Here is a 22,522-nt window from a genome sequence, read left to right as displayed (position 1 = left end):
GCACTTTTATTCTGAAATAAATTCAGAACCAGACAAATTCTATATTATGAACATACACGAATATCAAGGAAAAGAAATTTTAGCGAGTTACGGAGTACGCATTCAACGCGGAATTGTGGCTAATAATGCAGTTGAAGCTGTAGCTGCTGCAAAACAATTAACTGCCGAAACTGGTACAGGATGGCACGTAATAAAAGCGCAAATTCACGCAGGTGGTCGTGGAAAAGGCGGAGGAGTTAAATTGGCTAAAAACTTGCAGCAAGTTGAAGAAATTGCAGGACAAATTATCGGAATGCAATTGATTACGCCTCAAACTTCTGCTGAGGGTAAAAAAGTAAACAAAGTTTTAGTTGCTGAAGATGTTTACTATCCTGGTGAAAGTGAAACTTCTGAGTTTTATGTTTCTGTTTTATTGAATAGAGCTACAGGACGCAACATGATTATGTATTCTACTGAAGGTGGAATGGATATTGAAGAAGTTGCTGAGCACACTCCACATTTAATTTTTACTGAAGAAGTTGATCCTTCTGTTGGATTACAAGGTTTTCAAGCAAGAAGAATTGCTTTTAACTTAGGTCTTTCTGGAAATGCTTTCAAAGAAATGGTAAAATTCATCGATTCATTATACAATGCTTACATTGGTTCTGATGCTTCTATGTTTGAAATCAATCCTGTTTTGAAAACTTCAGACAATAAAATTATGGCTGTTGATGCTAAAGTAAATATCGATGATAATGCTTTATACAGACAACCAAAATATGCTGAAATGAGAGATATCCGTGAGGAGAATCCAATCGAAGTTGAAGCGAAAGAAGTAGGTTTGAACTATGTAGATCTTGACGGTACTGTAGGATGTATGGTAAACGGAGCAGGTCTTGCAATGGCAACTATGGATTTAATTAAATACGCTGGTTTTGAGCCTGCAAACTTCTTAGACGTTGGTGGAACTGCTGATGCTAAACGTGTTGAAACTGCTTTCAGAATTATCTTGAAAGATCCAAACGTAAAAGCTATTTTGATTAACATCTTCGGAGGAATCGTTCGTTGTGACCGTGTTGCTCAAGGTGTTGTTGATGCTTACAAAAACATGGGAGACGCGATCAAGGTGCCAATCATCGTTCGTTTGCAAGGAACAAATGCTGAAATTGCAAAAGAATTAATTGACAATTCTGGTATGCCAATTTTATCAGCTGTTCAATTTCAAGAAGCTGCTGATCAAGTTAAAGCTGCATTATCTTAATAAAATAAGATTTCAATTATATAATAAATCCCTTCGAATATTCGGAGGGATTTTTTGTTTGTAATTACGTAAAGTATTCCGTTTGAGAATATTTTTTAGAGATGTATATCATAGAGAATGAATGATGTGTAATAAAAAATCCCTTAGAATATTCGAAGGGATTTTATGAAATTATAACTCGTAATATAGATTATTTTTTATTCTTACCATTTTTGTAAATTACTTTTTCTACTACCTGAATTTTTGGTGTCGCTTTAGAATTGTTTTTCTTGAAAGGTTTTTTAGCAGCAGTTCCAGATTTTGATGGCCTTTGGTCGCCTCTTGATTTTTCGGCATCTTTTGGGCTTGCTTTAAATTCAGGTCTTTCTTTCGTGCTCTCTTTTTTTGGAATTTCTGCTTTGTGTTTTGCTAAAACATCATTCGGGTTTTTAGGATTTTCTTTTGTTCCTCTTAAATGAATTACCAATCCGTTTAAGAAGTTACGTAATACCTGATCACCGCATTCCATGTAATTTTCATGATCTTCGGCTCTAAAAAAAGCTCCTAATTCTGATTTTGTAATTCTAAAATCTACTAATTCTAAAATTTCAACTATTTGATCGTCACGGAGCATCAAAGCCACGCGAAGTTTTTTTAATATATCGTTGTTCGTCATCGTTTAATTTTTTACAAAGGTACGTTTTAAAAGCAATTACACTTAAAATTGCAGCCAAATATGTTAAGTTTTTTTGCCTCTTTTAAGCATAATATTTATTTATTACGGATATCAGTTTATCTAAATCTTCATGAAGATGATTGGCTGTGACTACAATTCTATTTAAATTATTTGAATTTTCCTGATATTTAAAACTCGCAATAATAATCTTATTTGCTTTTAAAATTTCGATAAGATTATCATCTCTAAGATAAATCAGCGGATAGTATTTATCAAATTTAATGGCATCATTTTTAATCAATTTGTGATTTATATAATCCAAATTATCGAGTAATTTTTGATGTTGTTTTGGATAAATTTCTGCAGCATCAGCAAGAGTCTGTACAAAAGCAGGATTCATTCCAGCAGCAGAAACAAAAGTATCCAGTTTTTTTATTTGATTTATAAAAATAGCATCGCTCGCAATAACACCGCCCGTTAAGCCAAAAGCTTTTCCTAAAGATGAAACCATGATTTTTCTTTTTATAGGAAAATTAATTTCAGCGTAAATTCCACAGCCATTTTTATTTAAGATTCCCAACGAATGCGATTCATCAACTATTAAAGTAATTTCTTTATGATTTGGAATTTTCTTCAAAATAGATAAGTCGATCGCTTTGGTTTCAAAAGAAGGAACTCCATCCGCCAAAATAGTAATTCTCTCTGATTTTGAATCTGTCAAAAGCGGATTTATTTCGCCATTTATAAAAATCGGTATACTATTACTGGTTTGAATAGCAGGATGAATATCTGAAAAATGGAAGAAAGAATCTGTTGCTTTTTTTATTTCATCGATCACCAGTTTTCCGGCCAGCATGCCTGATGAAACGGTAACAGCAGCTTCAGCTTTTATGTATTTGGCTAAAAAATTTTCGCCATTTTCATAAGCTGTCAATTTTATATTGGCACTTCTAGAGCTTCCGTAAGTCGTTCCCCATTTTAAAATATTTTTGACAACCAATTCCTGAAAAGCTATATTGGTTGGCAGACCCAAATAAGCAGTTCCTCCAAAATACAGATACTGTTCTTGGTCGATTTCGATAACTCTGTCAGGAAATTGGTTGACGTTCATTTTGATTAGATTAAAGTAACGCCAGTTCCGTTAAGAGCTGAATAAGAAACAATACCATTTTTAATAGTTACTCCAGTTGCAATATCTTCAGCCAAAAGCAATGCGCCATCCATGTCGACATAATCAAGCTGAGGCAGTAAATGAGCAATTGCAGAAATTCCCACCGTAGATTCTGTCATACATCCAACCATAGTTTTTAAGCCTAATTTTTTAGCTTCTTCTATCATGCGCTTTCCAGGAGTCAGACCACCACATTTAACCAATTTTACATTTACTCCATGAAAATGGTTAAAACATTTAGCAACATCTTCTTCGATAATACAGCTTTCGTCTGCAATTATTGGAAGAACAGAATGTTTAAAAACCTCTTTATGCGCTTCCCAGTTATCAGCTTTCATAGGCTGTTCTAAAAATTCAACACCTAATTTCTTTAATTCAATTGCGTTATTTATCGTTTCGTCTACGCCCCAGCCACAATTGGCATCAATTCTAAAAATGGCATCGGTATGTTTGCGGAGTTCTTTTACGATTGCAATATCTTCTTTGGTTCCTAATTTAATTTTATAAATCGGCCAAGGAAGTTCCTGCATTTTAGAAACCATCTTTTCTATAGAAGCAATACCGATTGTGTAATCAGTTAATGGGTTTCTTTCGGTAGTATAATTCCATAATTCGTATAATTTTTTGCCTTTTTTACGAGCATATAAATCATTGTAGGCTAAATCTAGCGCACATAAAGCAAACATATCTTCTTTTAAATACGGATATATTTTTGCCCAAAAAACTTCTGGAGTTTCATTTTCTGAAGTTTCGATAATGGCTCTGATTTTTTCTAAATCTGCCATCATTATCGGAACTGTTGTTTTGTAATACGGATTTGAAGTTGCTTCTCCAAAACCAGAAAATCCTTCACTTTGCAATTCAACAATCAGCGAAGGCTGTACATCGATTGATTCTCTCGAAATGGTGAAAGTGTGTTTTAGTTTTAAGTTGTATTCTCTTAAAATTAGTTTCATAATTATATGATTATTTTTTTTGATATTTTTAATAGCCTAGCCAAAGTACTGCTTTTACAAAACCGTCGCGCCATAATTTTTCATTGTGTTCGCCGCCTTTTACAATTTTGGTTTTATTAAGATGAAGGCAATAACATCTTTTGGTATCTAATAAACGTTCCATTTTACTTAAATCTTTTACCATGTCATCACTTTCTTTGTCTCCACATAAAAAATAAATTTTGGTTTTGATTTTAGGAACTTTTTCTGCGTAAGAGTAAATGTCTTTAGAAAACCAAAATGAAGGCGAAAACACACCCGCTTTTCCAAAAACTTCCGGATATTTAAGAATTGCATAATACGATACTAAACCGCCAAGCGAGCTTCCCATTATAGTAGTGTTTTTGGCTTTGGTTTTGGTTCTGTAATTTTTATCTATGTATGGTTTTAAAGTTTTTACAATAAATTCAAGATAATTATCTGCATTTCCTCCGCCGTATTTTTCATTTTTAAATGGCGTCAATTCGTCAATTCGTTTATCATTTCCATGTTCGATTCCAACGACAATTACCGGTGCTCTTAAACTGTCAAGTTTTTCATCTACATTCCATTCCCCCACAAAAGAAGTTTTTGCATCAAATAAATTTTGAGCGTCGTGCATATAGATTACACTGTATTTTTTTTTGGCTGAAGCCGAATAGCCTTCTGGTAAATAAATCCAGATTTTTTTTGTGGTTTTGAGTTGAGGAGCTTCAATAGTAAAAGTCGACACGTTTTTTGAAGCTGTGCTTTCTTGTGCGTTTCCAATGTTGGCCATCCACAGAAAAATAAAAAAGAAAAGTCCTCTAATCATCAGTTGTTTTGTGTTTTAGATTTAAATATGATATTTTAGCTAAAAATAACAAATTTGATGAATTCCGAAGAAGAAAAGAGAAGTTTACTTTTAGAAATGATCGCTTTCTCAACTGTTGATGGTGAATTGCACAAACGCGAGCTAGAATTTTTATGGCTTGTTGCGCAAGAACTCAATATTGATAAGACTCTTTTTCAGGATTTATTTCATCAGGAACACATCACTAAAGTTGTAAAATCAGAGTTTCAGCGCATTCAGCAATTTTACAGATTAGCGCTGATCATGCATTGTGACGGGGTTCTACACGAAAAAGAAGCAAAAGCCATTCAGCAAATTGCGATTGAAATGGGGTTGAATCCAAGTGCTGTAAAACGCGTTCTCGATTTAATGAAAAAATCATCAAACGCTATGATCGATCCTAAAGTTTTATTGAAAGTTTTTCAGGAACAGCATAATTAAGCCAATTGTTCCTGCAATTTTTTAATATCATCGCGAAGTTTAGCAGCTTGCAGGAAGTCTAATTCTTTTGCGGCTTTTTCCATTGATTTTCTTTTCTCGCGAATCATTTTTTCTAATTCGGCTTTAGATAAATATTTTGTTTCTGGCTCAGCTGCAATAGATAAAGTATGTCCTAATTCATATTCTACCAAAGGATTTTTAGTAAATGCACTTTCGATTTTTTTATTTAGGGCTTGTGGTACAACGTTGTTTTCAGTATTGTAATTAATCTGTTTTGTACGGCGATAATTGGTTTCATCAATTGTTTTTTGCATGCTTCCTGTAATTTTATCAGCATACAAAATTGCTCTTCCATTTAGGTTTCTAGCCGCACGTCCTATTGTCTGCGTAAGCGATCTGTGGTTTCTCAAGAAACCTTCCTTATCTGCATCTAAAATTGCTACAAGCGAAACTTCTGGTAAGTCAAGACCTTCACGAAGCAAGTTTACTCCAATTAAAACATCAAAAATACCTTTTCGCAAATCCTGCATGATTTCGATACGTTCTAAAGTGTCTACTTCAGAATGAATATAACGACAGCGAACGCCCACTTTAGTTAAGTATTTGGCTAATTCTTCGGCCATTCTTTTGGTTAAAGTGGTCACTAAAACTCTTTCGTCTAATTCGCAACGAACTTGAATTTCTTCAATTAAATCATCAATCTGATTCAAGCTTGGGCGTACTTCAATAATAGGATCTAATAATCCGGTTGGACGAATAATTTGTTCCACATAAATCCCATCCGTTTTTTGCAATTCATAATCTGCCGGAGTTGCTGACACGTAAATTACCTGATTTTGCAAGGCTTCAAATTCTTCAAATTTCAAAGGTCGGTTGTCCATTGCGGCAGGTAAACGGAAACCATATTCAACTAAGTTTTCTTTACGGCTGCGATCGCCTCCGTACATAGCATGCACCTGTGAAACGGTTACGTGACTTTCATCAACCACCATTAAATAATCGCTAGGAAAGTAGTCTAGTAAACAGAAAGGTCTTGTTCCAGCTTCTCTTCCGTCAAGATATCGAGAGTAATTTTCGATTCCGGAGCAATAGCCTAATTCTCTAATCATTTCAAGATCGAAATTCGTGCGTTCTTCAAGGCGTTTTGCTTCAAGATGTTTTCCTATTTCTTTAAAATAATCAACTTGTTTCACTAAATCTTGCTGAATTTCCCAAATCGCGCCTTGTAAAACATCTGGCGACGTTACAAACATATTGGCTGGATAAATGGTCAGCTTTTTAAACTTTTCAATAACTTGAGAAGTTTTAGCATCGAAAGATTCTATTTCTTCTATTTCATCCCCAAAAAAGTGAATTCTATACGCATCATCAGCATAACTTGGGTAAACTTCAACCGTGTCACCTTTAATTCTAAAAGTTCCGGGATTAAAATCAGCTTCAGTTCTGGCGTATAAACTTTGCACCAAACTGTGTAAAAATTTAGTTCGGGAAAGTACTTGGTCTCTTTCTATCGCAATTACGTTTTTCTTAAATTCAACGGGATTTCCAATACCATACAAACACGAAACTGATGCCACAACTAAAATATCTCTTCTTCCTGAAAGGAGAGAAGAAGTTGTGCTTAAACGCATTTTTTCAAGCTCTTCATTGATAGATAAATCTTTTTCGATGAAAACCCCAGTTACAGGCATAAAAGCTTCTGGCTGATAATAGTCGTAGTAGGAAACAAAATATTCAACAGCATTGTTCGGAAAAAACTGTTTGAATTCTGAATATAACTGCGCAGCTAATGTTTTGTTGTGTGCCAAAACTAAAGTTGGCCTTTGCACTTCCTGAATAACATTGGCAACTGTAAATGTCTTTCCAGATCCGGTAACTCCTAATAAAGTTTGATATTTTTCACCATCTACAATTCCTTGCGAAAGCTTTTCAATAGCTTGTGGCTGATCACCTTTTGGACTATATTCTGAGGATACTTGAAAATTCATTTTTACGCGATAAAATATTTGTTTTGTAAAGATACAAAGTTTGAATCCTTTAAAAAAGCTTTAAAAGTGTGTAACTTGAGAAATTACAAATTGATCTAATTTAAAAAATCAGCAATTGCATCGTTGACAATTTTTGACTGATCTATAGTTAAAAAATGGCCTGCATCTGGTATTTTTTTTGTTTTGACATGAATTAGATATTTTTCTGCACGTTCTAAACTTTCGTCAGAATTAATTACATCTTTATCACCAATTAAAACTAAAACTGGATTTGTAATCGACTTTAATTCATCATCTGAGAAAGGCGTCATTTTTAGCATACTCGAATTCGATTTTGCATATTTATTGGCTAAATAAAATTGTCTTTTATAAATAGGACTAATTTTTTCAGGATGTGTTGAAAAGGTCTTTAATGTTTTTCCAAATTTCTTTTCACTTGGAAAAAGTTTCAACATTAATGCCGTTGTTGTTTTTCCCATTTTATCAATAAATTTAAAAGTTTGAGCCGGGCTTAGAAGGACTATTTTATCAATTGAATCTTCTTTTTGTATCGCTAATAAAGTTGCAATCCAGCCTCCGCGAGAAGCAGCCACAATATCAAATTTCTTTAATTTATAATGTTTGAAAATTTCATTGTACCAAATTACAATTTCTTCAGAAGAAAGAGGTTTGGCTGTAAGTGTTGACTTTCCAGGTTCCATCAAAAAATCGATGGCATAAATTCTATGATTTTTGGCTAAAGACTTAATATTAGGATACCACATTGTTGATGTAGCGTCCATTCCGTGAAGTAAAACTAAATCTTTTCCATTTTTTGGTCCTGCAATAATGATATGTGCTGTTCCAAAACTAGTTTGAATGTTTTCTTCCGTATAAGGAATATCCCAAAGTTTTAATGCTTTATCGTATGAATTTAAGTAAGCTTGTTTTTCAGTTTTTGTTTCAAAAACATAGTCTTCAAATTTTGCTTTTTTAGAAGAAGCACAACTTGCCAATGCAAGAAACAATACTAATCGAACGAATATTTTAGTTGGAGTCATAAAATTCTATTTACTTTAAAGGTACGATAATGGCACGCGGAAAAAGTATTAGAATTTTGTTTTAAAGTATCATAATTATAATCTTTAGTATAATTAGAAAAATAGCCTTTTTTCTGAAAATCTTTCTTGTGGAAGATTTATGATCTGATTATAAGAACTGGATTCTTTGTCTTCGTGATATCTCCAAATAAAATTAGCATACCAATCTGCAAACCAAATCATTTTATTATTTGTGCTTTCTAAAAAGTTACAAGAAATAGTCATGTCAAATCCATTTCCCCAAATTTCTGTTTTAATATAATCCGGAAAACTTTCCCCATGACTAACTTTTATCGTTCTTTTATCAAGAATAATTTCAACACTTTCAAATTTAATTATCCCGGGTTTTAATAATAGCCCAAGAACATAATTGTAAAATATATTTTTGTCTTTTTTTAATGAATCAAAGACTTTGCTTTTATTTACAGTAATAGAGATAATTTTGAATGAAGTACTTTTTATTAATTATCTTATTAGTTAATTGAGAAGTAATAAAAGAAGAATGTTCTGGTATAAAATTAGCTCCTTTTTTTTAACATTTGGAGTTAGATTGTATTTTTTATAAATGTCTGAAATAAAGCGCGAAATATACTTTTCTTCATCTTTAGATATAATAAATCCAGTAATTGTAATGAATTTACTTGACCCACCATATCTATTAGGTTTCTCCATTTTCCAGCCTAAATCTCCGCTCTCATCAATGTATATTTTCATTTTTCGGCATAAAAAAAAGGGCTTTATAGCCCTTTGGTATTTTTAAAATAGCCCCCGAATACGATGTATTGATAATACATTTATGGTAGATGTTTCACCGCCACGTACAATCAGGAATTACCTATTTATATAAACAAAGATAATAAAAATAAATCAAAAATTAATTTATTGAAAGAATTTTATTATAATTTAAAATTTTTCTGTTGTGCTTCACTCAAAAATGTCCAAGCAACAATACGGCTAGTTTTTTGGCCTTGAGCCATATCAATAGTTTTTATAGAAGCTGCGTTTACCTTATTTAAAGTTTTATAAATACTCGAAAGATTTTCTTTTTTAGAAACTAAAGTAGTAAACCATAAGCACTGCATGGCATATTTTGCGCTTTCGTAAATCATTTGCGTTATAAAACCAATTTCGCCGCCATCGCACCATAATTCGGTATTTTGACCTCCAAAATTTAAAACGGGATTAGTCTTTTTCTTTTCCTTTGGATTTAAATTAGAAACTTTACGAACAGTGCTCTGATTAGCATCTTCGGCAGAAGAGTGAAAAGGAGGATTACAGATCGTGAATGTAAATCGGTCTTCGGGCGTAATAATATTTTTGAAAATAAATCTCGATTCCGTTTGCTGCTGTAAGCTTATAGCGTCAATTAATTTAGGATTGGCTTCGATAATTTTACTGCAGTTTTGAATCGCTTGAAGGTCAATGTCGGTTCCAACAAAACTCCAGTCGTAAATAGCATTTCCTAAAATCGGATAGATGCAATTAGAGCCAGTTCCTACATCTAAACCTAGAACATCTGAACCTGTCGGAATGATTCCGCTATTAGTTTCAGCCAGTAAATCAGCTAAATAATGAATATAATCTGCTCTTCCGGGAATTGGCGGACAAAGGTAATTTTTAGGAATAGACCAATTTTGAATATCGTAATAAGTTTGTAATAAAGCTTTATTAAGCATTTTTACTGAAATGGGATTACTGAAATCAATAGTTTCAATTCCGTGAGTGTTGATTGCAACATGCGATTTTAACTCAGGACAATTCGTAATAAGAAGTTCGAAATCATAGCGTGAACGATGAAGATTTCGAGGATGTAAATTGGTTTTTTCAGAATTGTCTATTGTTTTCATTTTTTTGAATTTCCGTGCAAAGATAGTCATTCCTTTTGGAGGAAACGGTAATAAAAAAAATGTTCAGTAGAGCTTCTAGAAATTCCAATTTTAAAATTCCAAATTCCAGAAAATAGGGGTGACTTTTAATCAACACATTCCATTAACAGCAAATCACCATTATCATGTACGATTGTAACAAGACCATCTTTTGCAACTGCATTACTGCTTCCGGTTCTGTATCCCATTGTCAGCGTGTCATTTTTTAAGGGATATTCTAGATTAGTAGAATGAATACCGTTTACAACACCAATTGGAATTAAAGAAATTGGCGTTTTTGCCGTATACCATTTTTCAAATTTGTTGGGTAGCAAAAATATTTTGGAGTGATCGTCGAGAATTACAATTTTTAATAAATCGCGATAACGAACAATATTGGTAAGATTTGTAATGGTATGATCAGCGCGTTTTCCGGTTGCCCAGACTACATTTACAGCAGGAATTTTTCTGGCTATCAAATAATCAAAAGCTTTTTCAAGATCTGTTTTATCCTGATCTGGAGTGTGCACAATTTCTATTGGATATTGTGAAGTTTTGTAAATTTCAGGATCGAAGCCACGATCGAAGTCACCTAATAGAACATCTACTTTAATGTCCAATTCAATCACTCTTTCTATAGCCGAGTCAAGTACAACAACAAGCGGCGACCACTCGAGCAATTGTCCTAATAATTCAGGATTGCATGCCGCTCCATTGGCAATAATTAAAGCGGGTTCCTGATCGTCGCGAACTATGTGATGTGATGACATTGAATTATTTTTTATGTGCTTGCAAATGTACGATAGGATTTATGAATGATGATTAACGATTTTTGATTTTTGATTTTTTAAAACGATATATATCCTAAATCTTAAATCGTTACTCAAAAATCTTAAATCACCAATCTTCTATGGTAATTAATTTGCCCTAAATGATAGCCTAAATGTGCAGAAAGATGAACTAAAAAGAAACCAGTTGTCATTTCTTTTTCGAAAACGATTTGCGGGTAAATTTTTTCTAAATCAGCCTCTGTCAAAGTATTAAAAACGTTATTTACAACTAAAATGGTTTCTTCAATTTTATTGATTAATTCTGATCGTGGAATATCTTTCAGAGAAAATTCTAAAGGACGATTTCTAATATAGCCTGTTTTTCCGATTTCGGCTCCAATATAAGTATTAATATTACCGATAAGATGCAAACAAAGATTGCCTCCTGAATTTGAAATGTTTTTATCAATTGCCCAAATCTGACTTTCGTTTTGATAAGATTCAATTTCAACTTTTAATTTGTGGAGATCTCTGTTAAAAAGCGTTTTTAGAGTTTCAATTAACATGATTCAGTGTATTTAAATTAAGCTCTATTTTTTATCGGAATCCAGATTTCTTCTTCAGAAGCTGGATCGTCTTTTTTATATCTTTCATCCATGACGGCAAAATGAGGTCTATCGTCTACAGTATATTCAGAATTTGGAAGCCATTCTGTAAAAATACTGTGATACGTTTTATGCGCGTCAGTCGCTGGTCCGTAATGCATGAAAACGGCATATAAACCAGTCGGAATTACTAAGGTTTCCATTTCAGAAGGAATGTCTTTAAAGTCTGTAACTTCTACTGCAGCCCATTTCTGAAAAGTTTTTTCGGGATTAAAATTGTCGAAATGGCCTTCTTTAAAAACTTCAAGAGAGTATAAAATAGTGTCGACTGTATTTTTGATTTCTTTTCGCCTTGGCATAAAACCGCTCCATAATTGAAAAGTTTTATTCTCAGTAAATGACATTATAATATGTTTTCCGATTAATTTTTTCTCGGCTAAAGTTCTGATCTGGGCTTCCATTTAGTAATTTTATTGAATAGTATATTTTCTTAAATCAGTTTCGCTAAGCGAAAAATACCCAAGCGGATAATTTGCTTTATTTGTTGTATTAATAATATTGCCTTTTACTGTTGCTGGAGGAGATTGAAATGGTCCGCCAACATTATTGCCCGCAATACTGACTAAAATACTCATATAATTGTAATATTGTTTTGAGATTCCGATGTGCGTGATTTCAATTTCATCTCCAATTTTTAATTCGTCATCATCCGAAATACTAAAAAATTCATTGCCTTGAAAAAACTTATCTTCATCAACGTAATAGTTTGATTTTATCTTATTTGAATACACATATTTGTACAGATAAAAATTATCAGCATCTGCCGGATCGTTATAAAAAGCTTTTATTTCAATGTCTTTTCCTGTAAAACCGCCTTCATTATTTTGCTCTATTCGTGTAATTGGAGCCACAGACTGAAAAGTTTCATCAGCAGTGTAAGTTTCGCCATTGTTTATTACGGTTAAACTATATTTTTCATTAATTACCGGCCTAAAATTAGTGCAGACATAACGGCCTGTTTTGGGAACTTCAATAAAATTAAATTGTTGGTTCTGGCTGTTTTTTATATATACTGTTGCCCCAGAAACTGTTGGAATAACATTCTCAAAATAACCGGTTGTTGTCGTCAGTTTTATAGTTTGTTGTCTGCCGTTTGTCCCTTTCTGCCAGTTTATAGCGGCTTCGATTACCAATTTTGGAGGAGCAGTATCTAAATCGACGTCGACAACTTCTTCACAGCTTGTAAAGAAAATGGATATAAAAAATACGATTAATAAGATTGCTTTTTTCATAATATATCTTTTGTTTCTTTTGAGAGAAAGTAGTTCTTAAAATTTAAAATTATAACTTACCGCAGGCACAATTCCGAAAATAGATGTTTTAACTGCTTCATTTTCGCCCGTATCTACATTTTGGCGGAAATTTATCGAAGCCGCATTTTTACGGTTGTATAAATTGTAAATACTAAAAACCCATTCGCCTTTCCAGTTTCTGTCTTTATTTTTTCTCGGAGTCAACGTTGCCGAAACATCTAAGTGATGATAAGCAGGTAAACGGTTTTCGTTTCGTAAACCATAACTGGGAACAGTAATTCCTAAATATTCATATTGACCGTTTGGATAAGTAACAGGCTGTCCGGACTGTAAGGCAAAGTTAGCGCCAAATGACCATTTTTCATTTAAATTATAAGCCGAAGTTATCGCCAAATTATGTGTTTTGTCATAAGCTGAATTGTACCATTGTCCGTTGTTAATGCCAGTTTCTTCCGGCGTTCTTCCAGGAGTCTGTTGTTGCGACTTTGATAAAGTATACGAAATCCACCCATTAAATTTGCCTTCATTTTTTTTAACCATAATTTCTAAACCATATGCACGCATTTGTCCGTTCAAAATAACTTGTTCAATGGCATTATTCGCAATCAAATCGGCTCCATCAATATAATCGAGTCGGTTTTGTATTTCTTTATAATAAGTTTCGACTTCTACAGAATAAGCGCCATTATTAATATTTCTAAAATATCCCAGCGCAACCTGATCAGCAATTTGTGGTTTGATGTAGTTATCGCTTGGCATCCAGACATCCAGCGGAGTAGGAGAAGAGGTATTCGAAATCAATTGAAGATATTGCGCCATTCTATTATAACTGGCTTTTATCGCCTGATCATCATTTAATTGATACGAAATTGCAAATCGAGGTTCTAGATAATTATAATTTTTAATCGATTTGTTTTTGCTGTAATATTCTGTTCCAATTGGAGTTGCTTTTTCATAAATCTGCAAATCAGTATTAAATATAACAGGATTGTTATTTTCATATAAATTTATTGTCGAAGCTCCTAAACGGTAAAATAAACTGTATCGCAATCCGTAAGAAACGGTGATTTTTTTTGAAATCTGATTTTCGGCATCAATATAAATGGAAGGTTCAAAAGCGTATTTTTTATCCAATTGATCAGGATTAATTCCAGATGATGCGTCACTTGGTTTAATCGTTCCGGGATTAAACTCATAATAAATTCCGTTCAAACCATAATTCAATTTGAATTTATCTGAAATATAGTTTTTGAAATCGTATTTGATATTGTAGTTTTTAATTCCAGAATCCCATTTAAAGCCTACAAAATCTAAATCGAGTCCGTAATAGTAATCACTATAAATCAAAGATAAATTTGAAAACAGTTTATCTGAGTACAGATGATTCCAACGAAGATTTAAAGTAGAATTTCCATAAATATTGGTAAAACTTTTATTTAAGCTAAAGACATCGCGTCCAAAATATCCGGATAAATATAAACTGTTATTGTCGTTTAGTTTGTAACTTAATTTGGTATTTAAATCATAAAAGTACGCAGAGTTGTCCTTGTTATCTTCTGAAAATTTCAAGAATAAGTGAGCGTAAGAAGCACGTCCGCCAATTAGAAATGAACCTTTATCTTTTACAATTGGACCTTCTGCTAAAATTCGGCTGGAAATTAGTCCGATGCCTCCATTTACATGAAAATTTTTGCTGTTTCCATCCTTCTGATAAATGTCTAAAACAGAAGAGGCTCTTCCGCCGTAACGAGCTGGAATCCCACCTTTGTACAATTTTAAATCTTTAATAGCGTCTGGATTAAAAACGGAGAAAAAACCAAATACGTGAGAAGAATTAAAAATAGTAGCTTCATCTAATAAAATCAAATTTTGATCTGCGCCGCCGCCGCGTACATTAAATCCTGATGCACCTTCGCCCGCATTAGTAACACCTGGCAGTAATAAAATTGATTTTAAAACATCAACTTCGCCTAAAACTACAGGCATTTTTTTTATGGTTGAGATGGAGAGTTTGTTAACGCTCATCTCTGGTGATTTGATATTGACTTTGCCTTTGTTATCTGTAATTACAACTTCTTGAAGTTCCTCACCGCCACCTTCGTTTAAGTTAAAATTTATCTTAGTGTTTTGATTTAAAACTACTGTTTTTTGAATCGTTTGATAGCCAACATAACTAATTTCAATTTGATGTTCACCACTCGGAATTGTAAGGGAATAAAAACCATATTCGTTTGTTGTGGTTCCGATTTTTAAAGCCGGAATGTAAATATTGACAGCAATTAGAGTTTCATTGCTTTTGAAGTCGGTTATAGTCCCGCTTAGTGTAAATTTTTCTTGAGAAAATGAAGTAAATGCAGTAAAAATTAAAAGAATAAGAAAGCTAATTTTTTTTGGAATCATTGTCTTTATTTTGATTTACATAGTTAAGAATTCTTACTAAACTTTGATGCGGAACGATTGTTAAACATTAGTTAAGATAAAAAAAGGACAACCGTTTTAGATTGTCCTTTTTACTATTTATTTGTAGTGCATAAATGCTTTCTGTTATTTTATTTTAGCAAGAATTGCATTGAATGTTGCACTAGGACGCATTGCTTTGCTTACTAATTCAGGAGTTGGCTGATAATAACCTCCAATGTTTTGCGGTTTTCCTTGAGCACCAATTAATTCAGCATCAATTTTAGCTTCGTTAGCTTCAAATTCAGCAGCAATAGGAGTGAAGATCGCTTTCAATTCAGCATCTTTATTTTGAGCCGCTAAAGCTTGAGCCCAATAAAATGCAAGATAGAAATGAGAACCACGGTTGTCAATTTGACCAATTTTACGCGCTGGAGACTTATCGTTAGCTAAGAATTTGTCATTAGCCTGGTCTAAAGTTTCAGCTAAAACAATAGCTTTAGAATTATCTAAAGTTTGTCCTAAATGCTCTAATGAAGCACCTAGTGCTAAAAATTCTCCTAATGAATCCCAACGTAAATAGCCTTCTTCCGTAAATTGCTCAACGTGTTTAGGAGCAGAACCTCCAGCACCAGTTTCGAACAATCCACCACCATTCATTAACGGAACAATTGATAACATTTTAGCTGAAGTTCCTAATTCTAAAATAGGAAATAAGTCAGTTAAATAATCACGTAAAACGTTTCCTGTTACAGAGATAGTGTCTAGACCTTTGATGATTCTGTCTAAAGTAAATTCAGTTGCAGCAACTGGGTTTAAAATACGAATATCTAAATTAGTTGTATCGTAATCTTTTAAATATTTTTGAACTTTTGCTATCAATTCTCTGTCATGCGCTCTGTTTTCGTCTAACCAGAAAACAGCAGGAGTATCAGATAAACGAGCTCTGTTTACAGCTAGTTTCACCCAGTCCTGAATAGGAGCATCTTTTGCTTGACACATTCTGAAAATGTCATTTGTTTTAACGTTTTGTTCCATTAAAACGTTTCCGTTTGTATCGACAACACGAACAACACCATCAGCTTTCATTTGAAAAGTTTTGTCGTGAGATCCGTATTCTTCTGCTTTTTGAGCCATTAATCCAACGTTAGGAACACTTCCCATTGTTTTAGGATCAAAAGCACCGTGTTTTTTACAGAAATCGATAGTTGCTGTATAAATTCCAGCGTAAGAACGATCTGGAATTACAGCAAGAGTATCTTGTTGTTTTCCTTCTTTGTTATACATCTGTCCTGAAGTACGAATCATTGCTGGCATAGAAGCATCAACAATAACGTCAGAAGGAACGTGTAAGTTAGTAATTCCTTTTTCAGAATTTACCATTGCTAAAGCTGGCCCGTTTTCGATAGCTTTAGTAATGTCAGCTTCAACTTGAGCTTGCTCAGGTCTTCCGGCAATTTTCGCATAAATATCACCTAAACCATTGCGAGTGTCAATGTTTAATTCATTAAATAAAGCTTCGTATTTTTTGAAAAGATCAGCAAAATATACTTCAACGATAGCGCCAAAGATAATTGGATCTGAAACTTTCATCATTGTAGCTTTTAAGTGCACAGAAAGTAAAATACCTTCTTTTTTTGCATCAGCAATCGCATCAGCAATAAAACTTTTTAAAGCTTTTAAGTTTAATACAGAACTGTCGATAATTTCACCTGCCTTTAGAGGAGTACTTGCTTTTAAAACAGTTATTGTTCCGTCTTTTCCAACAAATTCGATTTTTACATCATTTGCTTCTGCAACGGTAAGTGATTTTTCACTTCCGTAGAAATCGCCGTTTGGCATAGAAGCTACTTTAGTTTTTGAGTCGGCAGACCAAGCACCCATTGAGTGTGGATTTGCTTTTGCAAAGTTTTTAACTGCTCTTGGAGCTCTACGATCAGAGTTTCCTTCACGTAAAACTGGATTTACAGCAGAACCTAAAACTTTAGAATATTTTGCTTTAATTTCCTTTTCAGCATCATTTTGCGGATCTTCAGGAAAATTAGGAATGTTGTAACCGTGTGACTGCAATTCAGTGATAGCTGCCTTTAATTGTGGTACAGATGCAGAAACATTTGGTAATTTGATGATGTTCGCTTCAGGTTTTGTTGCCAATTGGCCTAATTCAGCTAATGCATCTCCAGTTTTTTGAGCATCTGTTAAGACTTCAGGGAAATTAGATAAAATTCTACCTGCTAACGAAATGTCTCTGGTTTCAATAGCAATCCCAGCAGTAGCAGTAAATGCCTGAACAATTGGTAATAAAGAATAAGTCGCTAATAGAGGCGCCTCATCAGTTAAGGTGTAAAAAATTTTTGAATTCTGTGTCATTTTTTTTTTTTTTTATAATCGTATCGTCAAGGAATAACGATGTAAATGGTATAGTCGGCTCAAAATGAGCGGAGCAAATATAATAAAATCAGTTCGAAAACGGTGTAGTTTTCCAGACAAATACCGGAATTATCAGATTGTTATTTCGAGCTCTTTAAATTGCTAAATCGATGATTTTGGTATTAAAATATTGCAGTTTTGTTATTTTAAAAATTAGGCACAAAAAAAAACTCGTTTCAAATTACTTGAAACGAGTTTTTTATAACAAAGAGATAAATGATTATCTTCTTTTATCTTTAATCTTAGCTTTTTTACCAGTAAGTTCTCTGAAGTAGAAAATTCTAGCTCTACGTACAGCACCTTTCTTGTTGATTTCAATTTTTTGCAAAGCTGGCAAGTTTACTGGGAAGATACGCTCAACTCCAATAGCTCCAGACATTTTACGAATAGTAAAAGTTTCTGTGTTACCAGAACCTCTTCTTTGAATAACAACTCCTTTAAAAAACTGAGTTCTTGTTTTTTCACCCTCTTTAATTTCGTAGAAAACTGTGATAGTATCTCCAGCTCCAAAAACAGGGAAATCTTTTTTAGCAACTAATTCGGTTTGAACGAATTTCATTAAATCTGCCATGATATCTTATAATTATGGTTTTTATATAGAGCAACATTCACGGATCTCGCCAGAGGTTAGTCTAATTCGGGTGCAAAGGTAATTAAAAAAATGAAATTCCAAAATAAATAAATTGCAAATTCCAATAAAAGAAAATCAACATTCTAATTTTTTAAGTAGTTGATCAATTGGAATTTGGAATTATAAATTTGAATTTATTCAAGAAGATCTGGCCTTCTATTCTTCGTGTGTTCATACGCCATATCCTCGCGCCATTTATCAATTTTAGCAAAATGACCGCTGGTTAAAACTTCTGGAACTTTCCATCCTTTATAATCTGCGGGTCTTGTATATATTGGGCCTGAAAGTAAATTATCTTGAAAACTGTCTGTCAAAGCTGATGTTTCATCACTTAAAACACCAGGTATTAATCGGATTAAAGCATCGGATAAAACTAGAGCACCCAATTCTCCGCCAGATAAAACGTAATCACCAATGGAAATTTCTTTAGTTATAAAATGATCTCTCACGCGTTGATCTACACCTTTATAATGTCCGCATAAAATGATGATATTTTCATACATTGACATAGTATTGGCCATTTTTTGATTTAATGTTTCTCCGTCAGGCGACATATAAATAATTTCGTCATATTCGCGCTGGCTTTTCAAATGGGTAATACAATCATCAATAGGCTGTACCGTCATTACCATTCCTGCACCTCCTCCAAAAGGATAATCATCAACACTTTTTTGTTTATTGGTAGTATAGTCGCGTAAATTATGAAAATGTACTTCAACTAAACCTTTGTCGATAGCACGTTTCATAATCGAAGCCTCAAACGGACTTCTCAATAATTCTGGTAAAATTGTTATAATGTCAATTCGCATTTTTCTTCTTCAAAAGTTTGAAGGCAAATATACAAAGTAAATATTTGTGAAATTTAAAAACAAAACTCAAAAAGCATTTTCTCTTTTAAAGATATAATGTATTAGTATCTAGTGTGTTGCATGTTGAAAAGTAATAATTATATAACATATTAATTTTGTTATGTAAATATTTTATCATTAAATTGAACTACCATTACAGAATTATTTTTTGCATTAATAATTCACCAAAAACATAAATATTTACGCTATGAAAAAAATTATACCATTAATAGCTATACTTGCTTTTTATGCTTGCTCAAGTTCTCAAAACATAAGCGAAAACTGGATCGGAAAGACAAAACAAAGTCTTATTAAAAATTGGGGCACACCAATTAGAACCCTTGATAATGATAAGGATGGCGAAATACTTGTGTATGCAGATCAAGTTTATGATGGCTCAGACAGAAATCATAATTCTAGAATGGCAGGCACAAATTATTGGAACTACAGATATATATATGTAGATAAAAAAGGAAAAGTTTCTTCTTTTAGAAATGAAAAACAAAATTATCCTCCACAAGCAATAGATTCTAATAAAATGGTTGATATGAAATTATTGACGTCAAAATAATTGTTTAATAATAATTCATTTTGAATCTTTTACAGATTTTTAAAATCAATTTTGAATGTATCTTATAAAGTATTTCAATAAAAAGAGTAGCTTTACTTTTCGATTTTAAGATAAAAATGGTTACTAGAAGAAACTTTATTATAAATACCAGTTTAGCTGCAACGGCCGTTCTAGCTATGCCTTCATTAGCGTTTACTATGAATAAAAAACAAATTGGTCTGCAATTGTATACGCTGCGTGACGAAATATCTAAAGATGTAAATGTTGTTTTAGAAAAAGTTGCCGCGGCGGGTTATACTATAGTTGAAACTTACGGATTTTCGATAAAAGATCAATTTTGGGGATTGACTCCCATTGAGCTTAAAAAAATCTTAGATGCTAATCATTTAAAAGCAATCAGCGGACATTATAATTTAGGAAGTTTTTTAGCGGATGGAAATACAGCAGAACTTATGGCTGCGATTGAAGCTGCTAAAACACTAAAAAATGAATTTCTTACGATTCCTTGGGTCGATGAAACTTTCAGAAAAAATACAGAAGATTATAAAAAGATTGCTTCTCGACTTAATGAAGCAGGAAAATTATGTAAAAATGCTGGTTTAAAACTGGCGTATCACAATCATGATTTTGAATTCCAAAAACATAACGGCATAACGGGTTACGAGATTTTATTAAAAGAAACGGATAAAAATTTAGTTTCATTTGAGTTGGATTTATACTGGGTTGTCCGTTCTGGAAATGATCCACTTAAACTATTTAGAGAAAATCAAAGCCGTTTTAAAATGTGGCATGTAAAAGATATGGATAAAATAAATCCTTCCCTAAATACAGAAGTTGGTTCCGGTTCTATCGATTTTAAAACGATTTTTAAAGAAGCACAATTATCTGGAATGAAACACTTTTTTGTAGAACAGGAAAACAATTTTGCCGTAAATTCTTTTGCTTCTATTAAAGCCAGTTCTGATTTTATTTCAAAAGAATTGCTCTAAAATAATCATCTAAATACTATTTTTGTAAAGAATTAAATAAAGTAGACATGCAAAGTTTTGGAACAAGCAAAGAATTTATAAAAGGAGATGAGCTGGAGTGGGAAGTGGTTGGAGAAGGAATAAAACGAAAAATCATGGCCTACGATGATAAAATCATGTTGGTAAATGTTCATTTTGAAAAAGGTGGAATTGGCGTTTTACACGAACATTATCATTCGCAGGTTACTTATATTTCGAGCGGTAAATTTGATGTTACTATTTCTGGAGTTACCCAAACATTAAAAGAAGGCGATAGTTTTTATATTCCGCCACACGCAATTCATGGCGTTGTTTGTTTGGAAAGTGGTCTTTTGACAGATGTATTTAGCCCTATTCGAGAAGATTTTATGAAACAATAAGGTTTTAAAAATCAGTATAATTCACAGTAAATAGGTACAATTTAGACTTAAGTTTTTAAAATTAATACAATTTTTAAAGATTTGATTCGAATTAGAGTAGTATTTTTGTAAAATGAATTTATCCAAAACGAATGTCTTATTTATGGCAGCTTGCACTGGACTTATAGTTGCAAATCTTTATTACTGCCAGCCTTTAATTGTTTTAATCGCCAACGAATTTAAAATTCCCGAAGCCAGTGCCGGAACAATAACGTATCTAACACAAGCTGGCTATGCAATCGGACTGTTTTTTATGGTGCCTTTGGGTGATAAAATCGAACGCAAAAAACAAATTCTAATAACGACTTTCGCTTCTGTAATTGCTTTAATTCTTGCAGCAACGGCAAAAAGTTTTTTCCTTTTGCAAATTGCTTCTTTATTAATCGGAATTACATCAATTGTACCACAGCTTATTTTGCCTTTGGCAGCTTCTTTAAGTGCGCCGGAACAGCGAGGAAAAGTAGTGGGAACAATCATGAGCGGATTATTGGTCGGAATTTTACTTTCTAGAACTTTAAGTGGCTTTATCGGTCAGGTTTTAGGTTGGAGATCAATGTTTTATATAGCATCTGGAATTTGTCTTTTGATTTTTTTCGTCATTCAAAATAAATTTCCAATAAACAAACCGCAGTTTCAAGGAACTTATGGACAATTAATTAAATCTCTTTTTACTTTAATAAAAACACAGCCTGTTTTGCGCGAAGCAACTTTGATTAATGTATTCAGTTTTGCACAATTTGGTGCTTTCTGGACTACAATGGTTTTGTTGCTTTCAGGAGAACCGTTTCACTTTAACAGTGCCACAATTGGTTTATTTGGAATTGTAGGAGCTTCTGGAGCTTTAGCAGCACCATTAGTTGGTAAAATGGGAGACAAGGGAGGTTCTAGAGTTGCAGTTGGTTACGGCTGTTTATTAATTTTAGTCAGTTTTTTGATTTTTTATTTCTCAATAGAAAGTGTAATCGGAATTGCGATTGGAATTGTATTTATTGACATAGGAATTCAAGGTGTTCATATTTCCAATCAAACACGTGTGTATTCGTTATTGCCAGAAGCCAGAAACAGATTAAATACGGTATTTATGTCATTTAGCTTCTTAGGAACTGCAGCAGGATCTGCTTACGGATTATTACTTTGGAAATTGGGCGGATGGCACGCTGTAACTATCGGATGTGTTGGGCTGTCAGTATTGGCATTTACAGTTTATGGACTTACTTATAAATCAATCTCGAAACGTCGGGACTAACAAATAGAAAACACAAATTGATATAGAATTAATTTGTAAA

General features: G+C 33.1%; 22 protein-coding genes. 6 read left to right on the top strand and 16 right to left on the bottom strand.

Annotated elements, in window-relative coordinates; translation table 11 throughout:
• The first annotated feature begins 46 nt into the window (after positions 1–46).
• Positions 47–1,240: an ADP-forming succinate--CoA ligase subunit beta gene (gene sucC, locus IR010_RS05590; RefSeq protein WP_029268636.1), complete on the top strand. Its 1,194-nt coding sequence runs from the start codon at positions 47–49 to the stop codon at positions 1,238–1,240.
• A gap of 190 nt (positions 1,241–1,430) precedes the next feature.
• On the opposite strand, the gene IR010_RS05585 is transcribed toward sucC, so the two are convergent.
• The 4 genes from IR010_RS05585 to IR010_RS05570 all read right to left on the bottom strand — a co-directional run bounded on the left by IR010_RS05585 (position 1,431) and on the right by IR010_RS05570 (position 4,854).
• Positions 1,431–1,895 (bottom strand): DUF1456 family protein, encoded by a 465-nt coding sequence (locus IR010_RS05585; RefSeq protein WP_194602280.1) that lies wholly within the window; start codon positions 1,893–1,895, stop codon positions 1,431–1,433.
• Between the two features lie 82 nt (positions 1,896–1,977).
• A complete protein-coding gene (locus IR010_RS05580; protein WP_194567227.1) occupies positions 1,978–3,006 on the bottom strand; it encodes an aminotransferase class I/II-fold pyridoxal phosphate-dependent enzyme in 1,029 nt (342 codons plus the stop codon).
• Between the two features lie 5 nt (positions 3,007–3,011).
• The gene (locus IR010_RS05575; protein WP_194602277.1) at positions 3,012–4,022 is read right to left on the bottom strand and encodes a dipeptide epimerase; all 1,011 of its coding nucleotides are present in this window, start codon (positions 4,020–4,022) and stop codon (positions 3,012–3,014) included.
• Positions 4,023–4,050: 28 nt separating this feature from the next.
• Positions 4,051–4,854: an alpha/beta hydrolase gene (locus IR010_RS05570; RefSeq protein WP_194602275.1), complete on the bottom strand. Its 804-nt coding sequence runs from the start codon at positions 4,852–4,854 to the stop codon at positions 4,051–4,053.
• Between the two features lie 57 nt (positions 4,855–4,911).
• Between IR010_RS05570 and IR010_RS05565 the strand changes: the two genes are divergently transcribed.
• A complete protein-coding gene (locus IR010_RS05565; RefSeq protein ID WP_194567221.1) occupies positions 4,912–5,313 on the top strand; it encodes an excinuclease ABC subunit B in 402 nt (133 codons plus the stop codon).
• Here the strand turns inward: IR010_RS05565 and uvrB are convergent.
• From uvrB to trmD, 12 genes are all read right to left on the bottom strand, one after another.
• Positions 5,310–7,301: an excinuclease ABC subunit UvrB gene (uvrB, locus tag IR010_RS05560; protein WP_029268645.1), complete on the bottom strand. Its 1,992-nt coding sequence runs from the start codon at positions 7,299–7,301 to the stop codon at positions 5,310–5,312. The genes IR010_RS05565 and uvrB overlap by 4 nt on opposite strands.
• A 95-nt stretch (positions 7,302–7,396) precedes the next feature.
• Positions 7,397–8,341, bottom strand: coding sequence for an alpha/beta fold hydrolase (locus IR010_RS05555; protein WP_194602272.1), 945 nt, complete (start codon positions 8,339–8,341; stop codon positions 7,397–7,399).
• Between the two features lie 516 nt (positions 8,342–8,857).
• Entirely contained in the window at positions 8,858–9,094 is a 237-nt protein-coding gene (locus IR010_RS05550) for a DUF3800 domain-containing protein (protein WP_194602269.1), read from the bottom strand.
• A gap of 182 nt (positions 9,095–9,276) precedes the next feature.
• A complete protein-coding gene (rlmF, locus tag IR010_RS05545) occupies positions 9,277–10,227 on the bottom strand; it encodes a 23S rRNA (adenine(1618)-N(6))-methyltransferase RlmF (protein ID WP_194567215.1) in 951 nt (316 codons plus the stop codon).
• Positions 10,228–10,352: 125 nt separating this feature from the next.
• The gene (locus tag IR010_RS05540; protein ID WP_194567210.1) at positions 10,353–11,015 is read right to left on the bottom strand and encodes a thiamine diphosphokinase; all 663 of its coding nucleotides are present in this window, start codon (positions 11,013–11,015) and stop codon (positions 10,353–10,355) included.
• A gap of 122 nt (positions 11,016–11,137) precedes the next feature.
• The gene (locus IR010_RS05535) at positions 11,138–11,581 is read right to left on the bottom strand and encodes a DinB family protein (RefSeq protein WP_194602266.1); all 444 of its coding nucleotides are present in this window, start codon (positions 11,579–11,581) and stop codon (positions 11,138–11,140) included.
• A gap of 17 nt (positions 11,582–11,598) precedes the next feature.
• The gene (locus IR010_RS05530) at positions 11,599–12,081 is read right to left on the bottom strand and encodes a GyrI-like domain-containing protein (protein WP_194602263.1); all 483 of its coding nucleotides are present in this window, start codon (positions 12,079–12,081) and stop codon (positions 11,599–11,601) included.
• A gap of 9 nt (positions 12,082–12,090) precedes the next feature.
• Positions 12,091–12,912, bottom strand: a complete 822-nt coding sequence (locus tag IR010_RS05525) for a DUF4249 domain-containing protein (RefSeq protein WP_194567204.1) — start codon at positions 12,910–12,912, stop codon at positions 12,091–12,093.
• 36 nt (positions 12,913–12,948) lie between these two features.
• Entirely contained in the window at positions 12,949–15,333 is a 2,385-nt protein-coding gene (locus tag IR010_RS05520; protein WP_194602260.1) for a TonB-dependent receptor, read from the bottom strand.
• 144 nt (positions 15,334–15,477) lie between these two features.
• A complete protein-coding gene (locus IR010_RS05515) occupies positions 15,478–17,700 on the bottom strand; it encodes an NADP-dependent isocitrate dehydrogenase (protein ID WP_194602256.1) in 2,223 nt (740 codons plus the stop codon).
• A 280-nt stretch (positions 17,701–17,980) separates the two neighbouring features.
• Complete coding sequence (gene rplS / locus IR010_RS05510; RefSeq protein ID WP_007804248.1) at positions 17,981–18,331, bottom strand: 50S ribosomal protein L19; 351 nt, start codon at positions 18,329–18,331, stop codon at positions 17,981–17,983.
• A gap of 194 nt (positions 18,332–18,525) precedes the next feature.
• Entirely contained in the window at positions 18,526–19,200 is a 675-nt protein-coding gene (gene trmD / locus IR010_RS05505; RefSeq protein WP_029268668.1) for a tRNA (guanosine(37)-N1)-methyltransferase TrmD, read from the bottom strand.
• A 247-nt stretch (positions 19,201–19,447) separates the two neighbouring features.
• On the opposite strand from trmD, the gene IR010_RS05500 reads away from it, so the two are divergent.
• The 4 genes from IR010_RS05500 (at position 19,448) to IR010_RS05485 (ending at position 22,482) form a co-directional block, all read left to right on the top strand.
• On the top strand, positions 19,448–19,810 hold the full coding sequence (locus IR010_RS05500; protein WP_194567198.1) for a hypothetical protein: 363 nt from the start codon (positions 19,448–19,450) through the stop codon (positions 19,808–19,810).
• A 116-nt stretch (positions 19,811–19,926) separates the two neighbouring features.
• Positions 19,927–20,799, top strand: coding sequence for a sugar phosphate isomerase/epimerase family protein (locus IR010_RS05495; protein ID WP_194602253.1), 873 nt, complete (start codon positions 19,927–19,929; stop codon positions 20,797–20,799).
• 47 nt (positions 20,800–20,846) lie between these two features.
• Complete coding sequence (locus tag IR010_RS05490) at positions 20,847–21,197, top strand: cupin domain-containing protein (RefSeq protein ID WP_194602250.1); 351 nt, start codon at positions 20,847–20,849, stop codon at positions 21,195–21,197.
• 142 nt (positions 21,198–21,339) lie between these two features.
• Positions 21,340–22,482 carry an MFS transporter gene (locus IR010_RS05485; RefSeq protein ID WP_228515099.1) on the top strand — a complete coding sequence of 381 codons (1,143 nt, stop codon included), beginning with the start codon at positions 21,340–21,342 and terminating at the stop codon, positions 22,480–22,482.
• The last annotated feature ends 40 nt before the right edge of the window (positions 22,483–22,522 follow it).

Origin of the sequence: Flavobacterium sp. MR2016-29 (genome assembly GCF_015350695.1) — a bacterium.
Taxonomy (GTDB): Bacteria; Bacteroidota; Bacteroidia; order Flavobacteriales; family Flavobacteriaceae; genus Flavobacterium.
The sequence above is the reverse complement of the archived record's forward strand: the minus strand, read 5'-3'. Positions and strand labels throughout refer to the sequence as shown.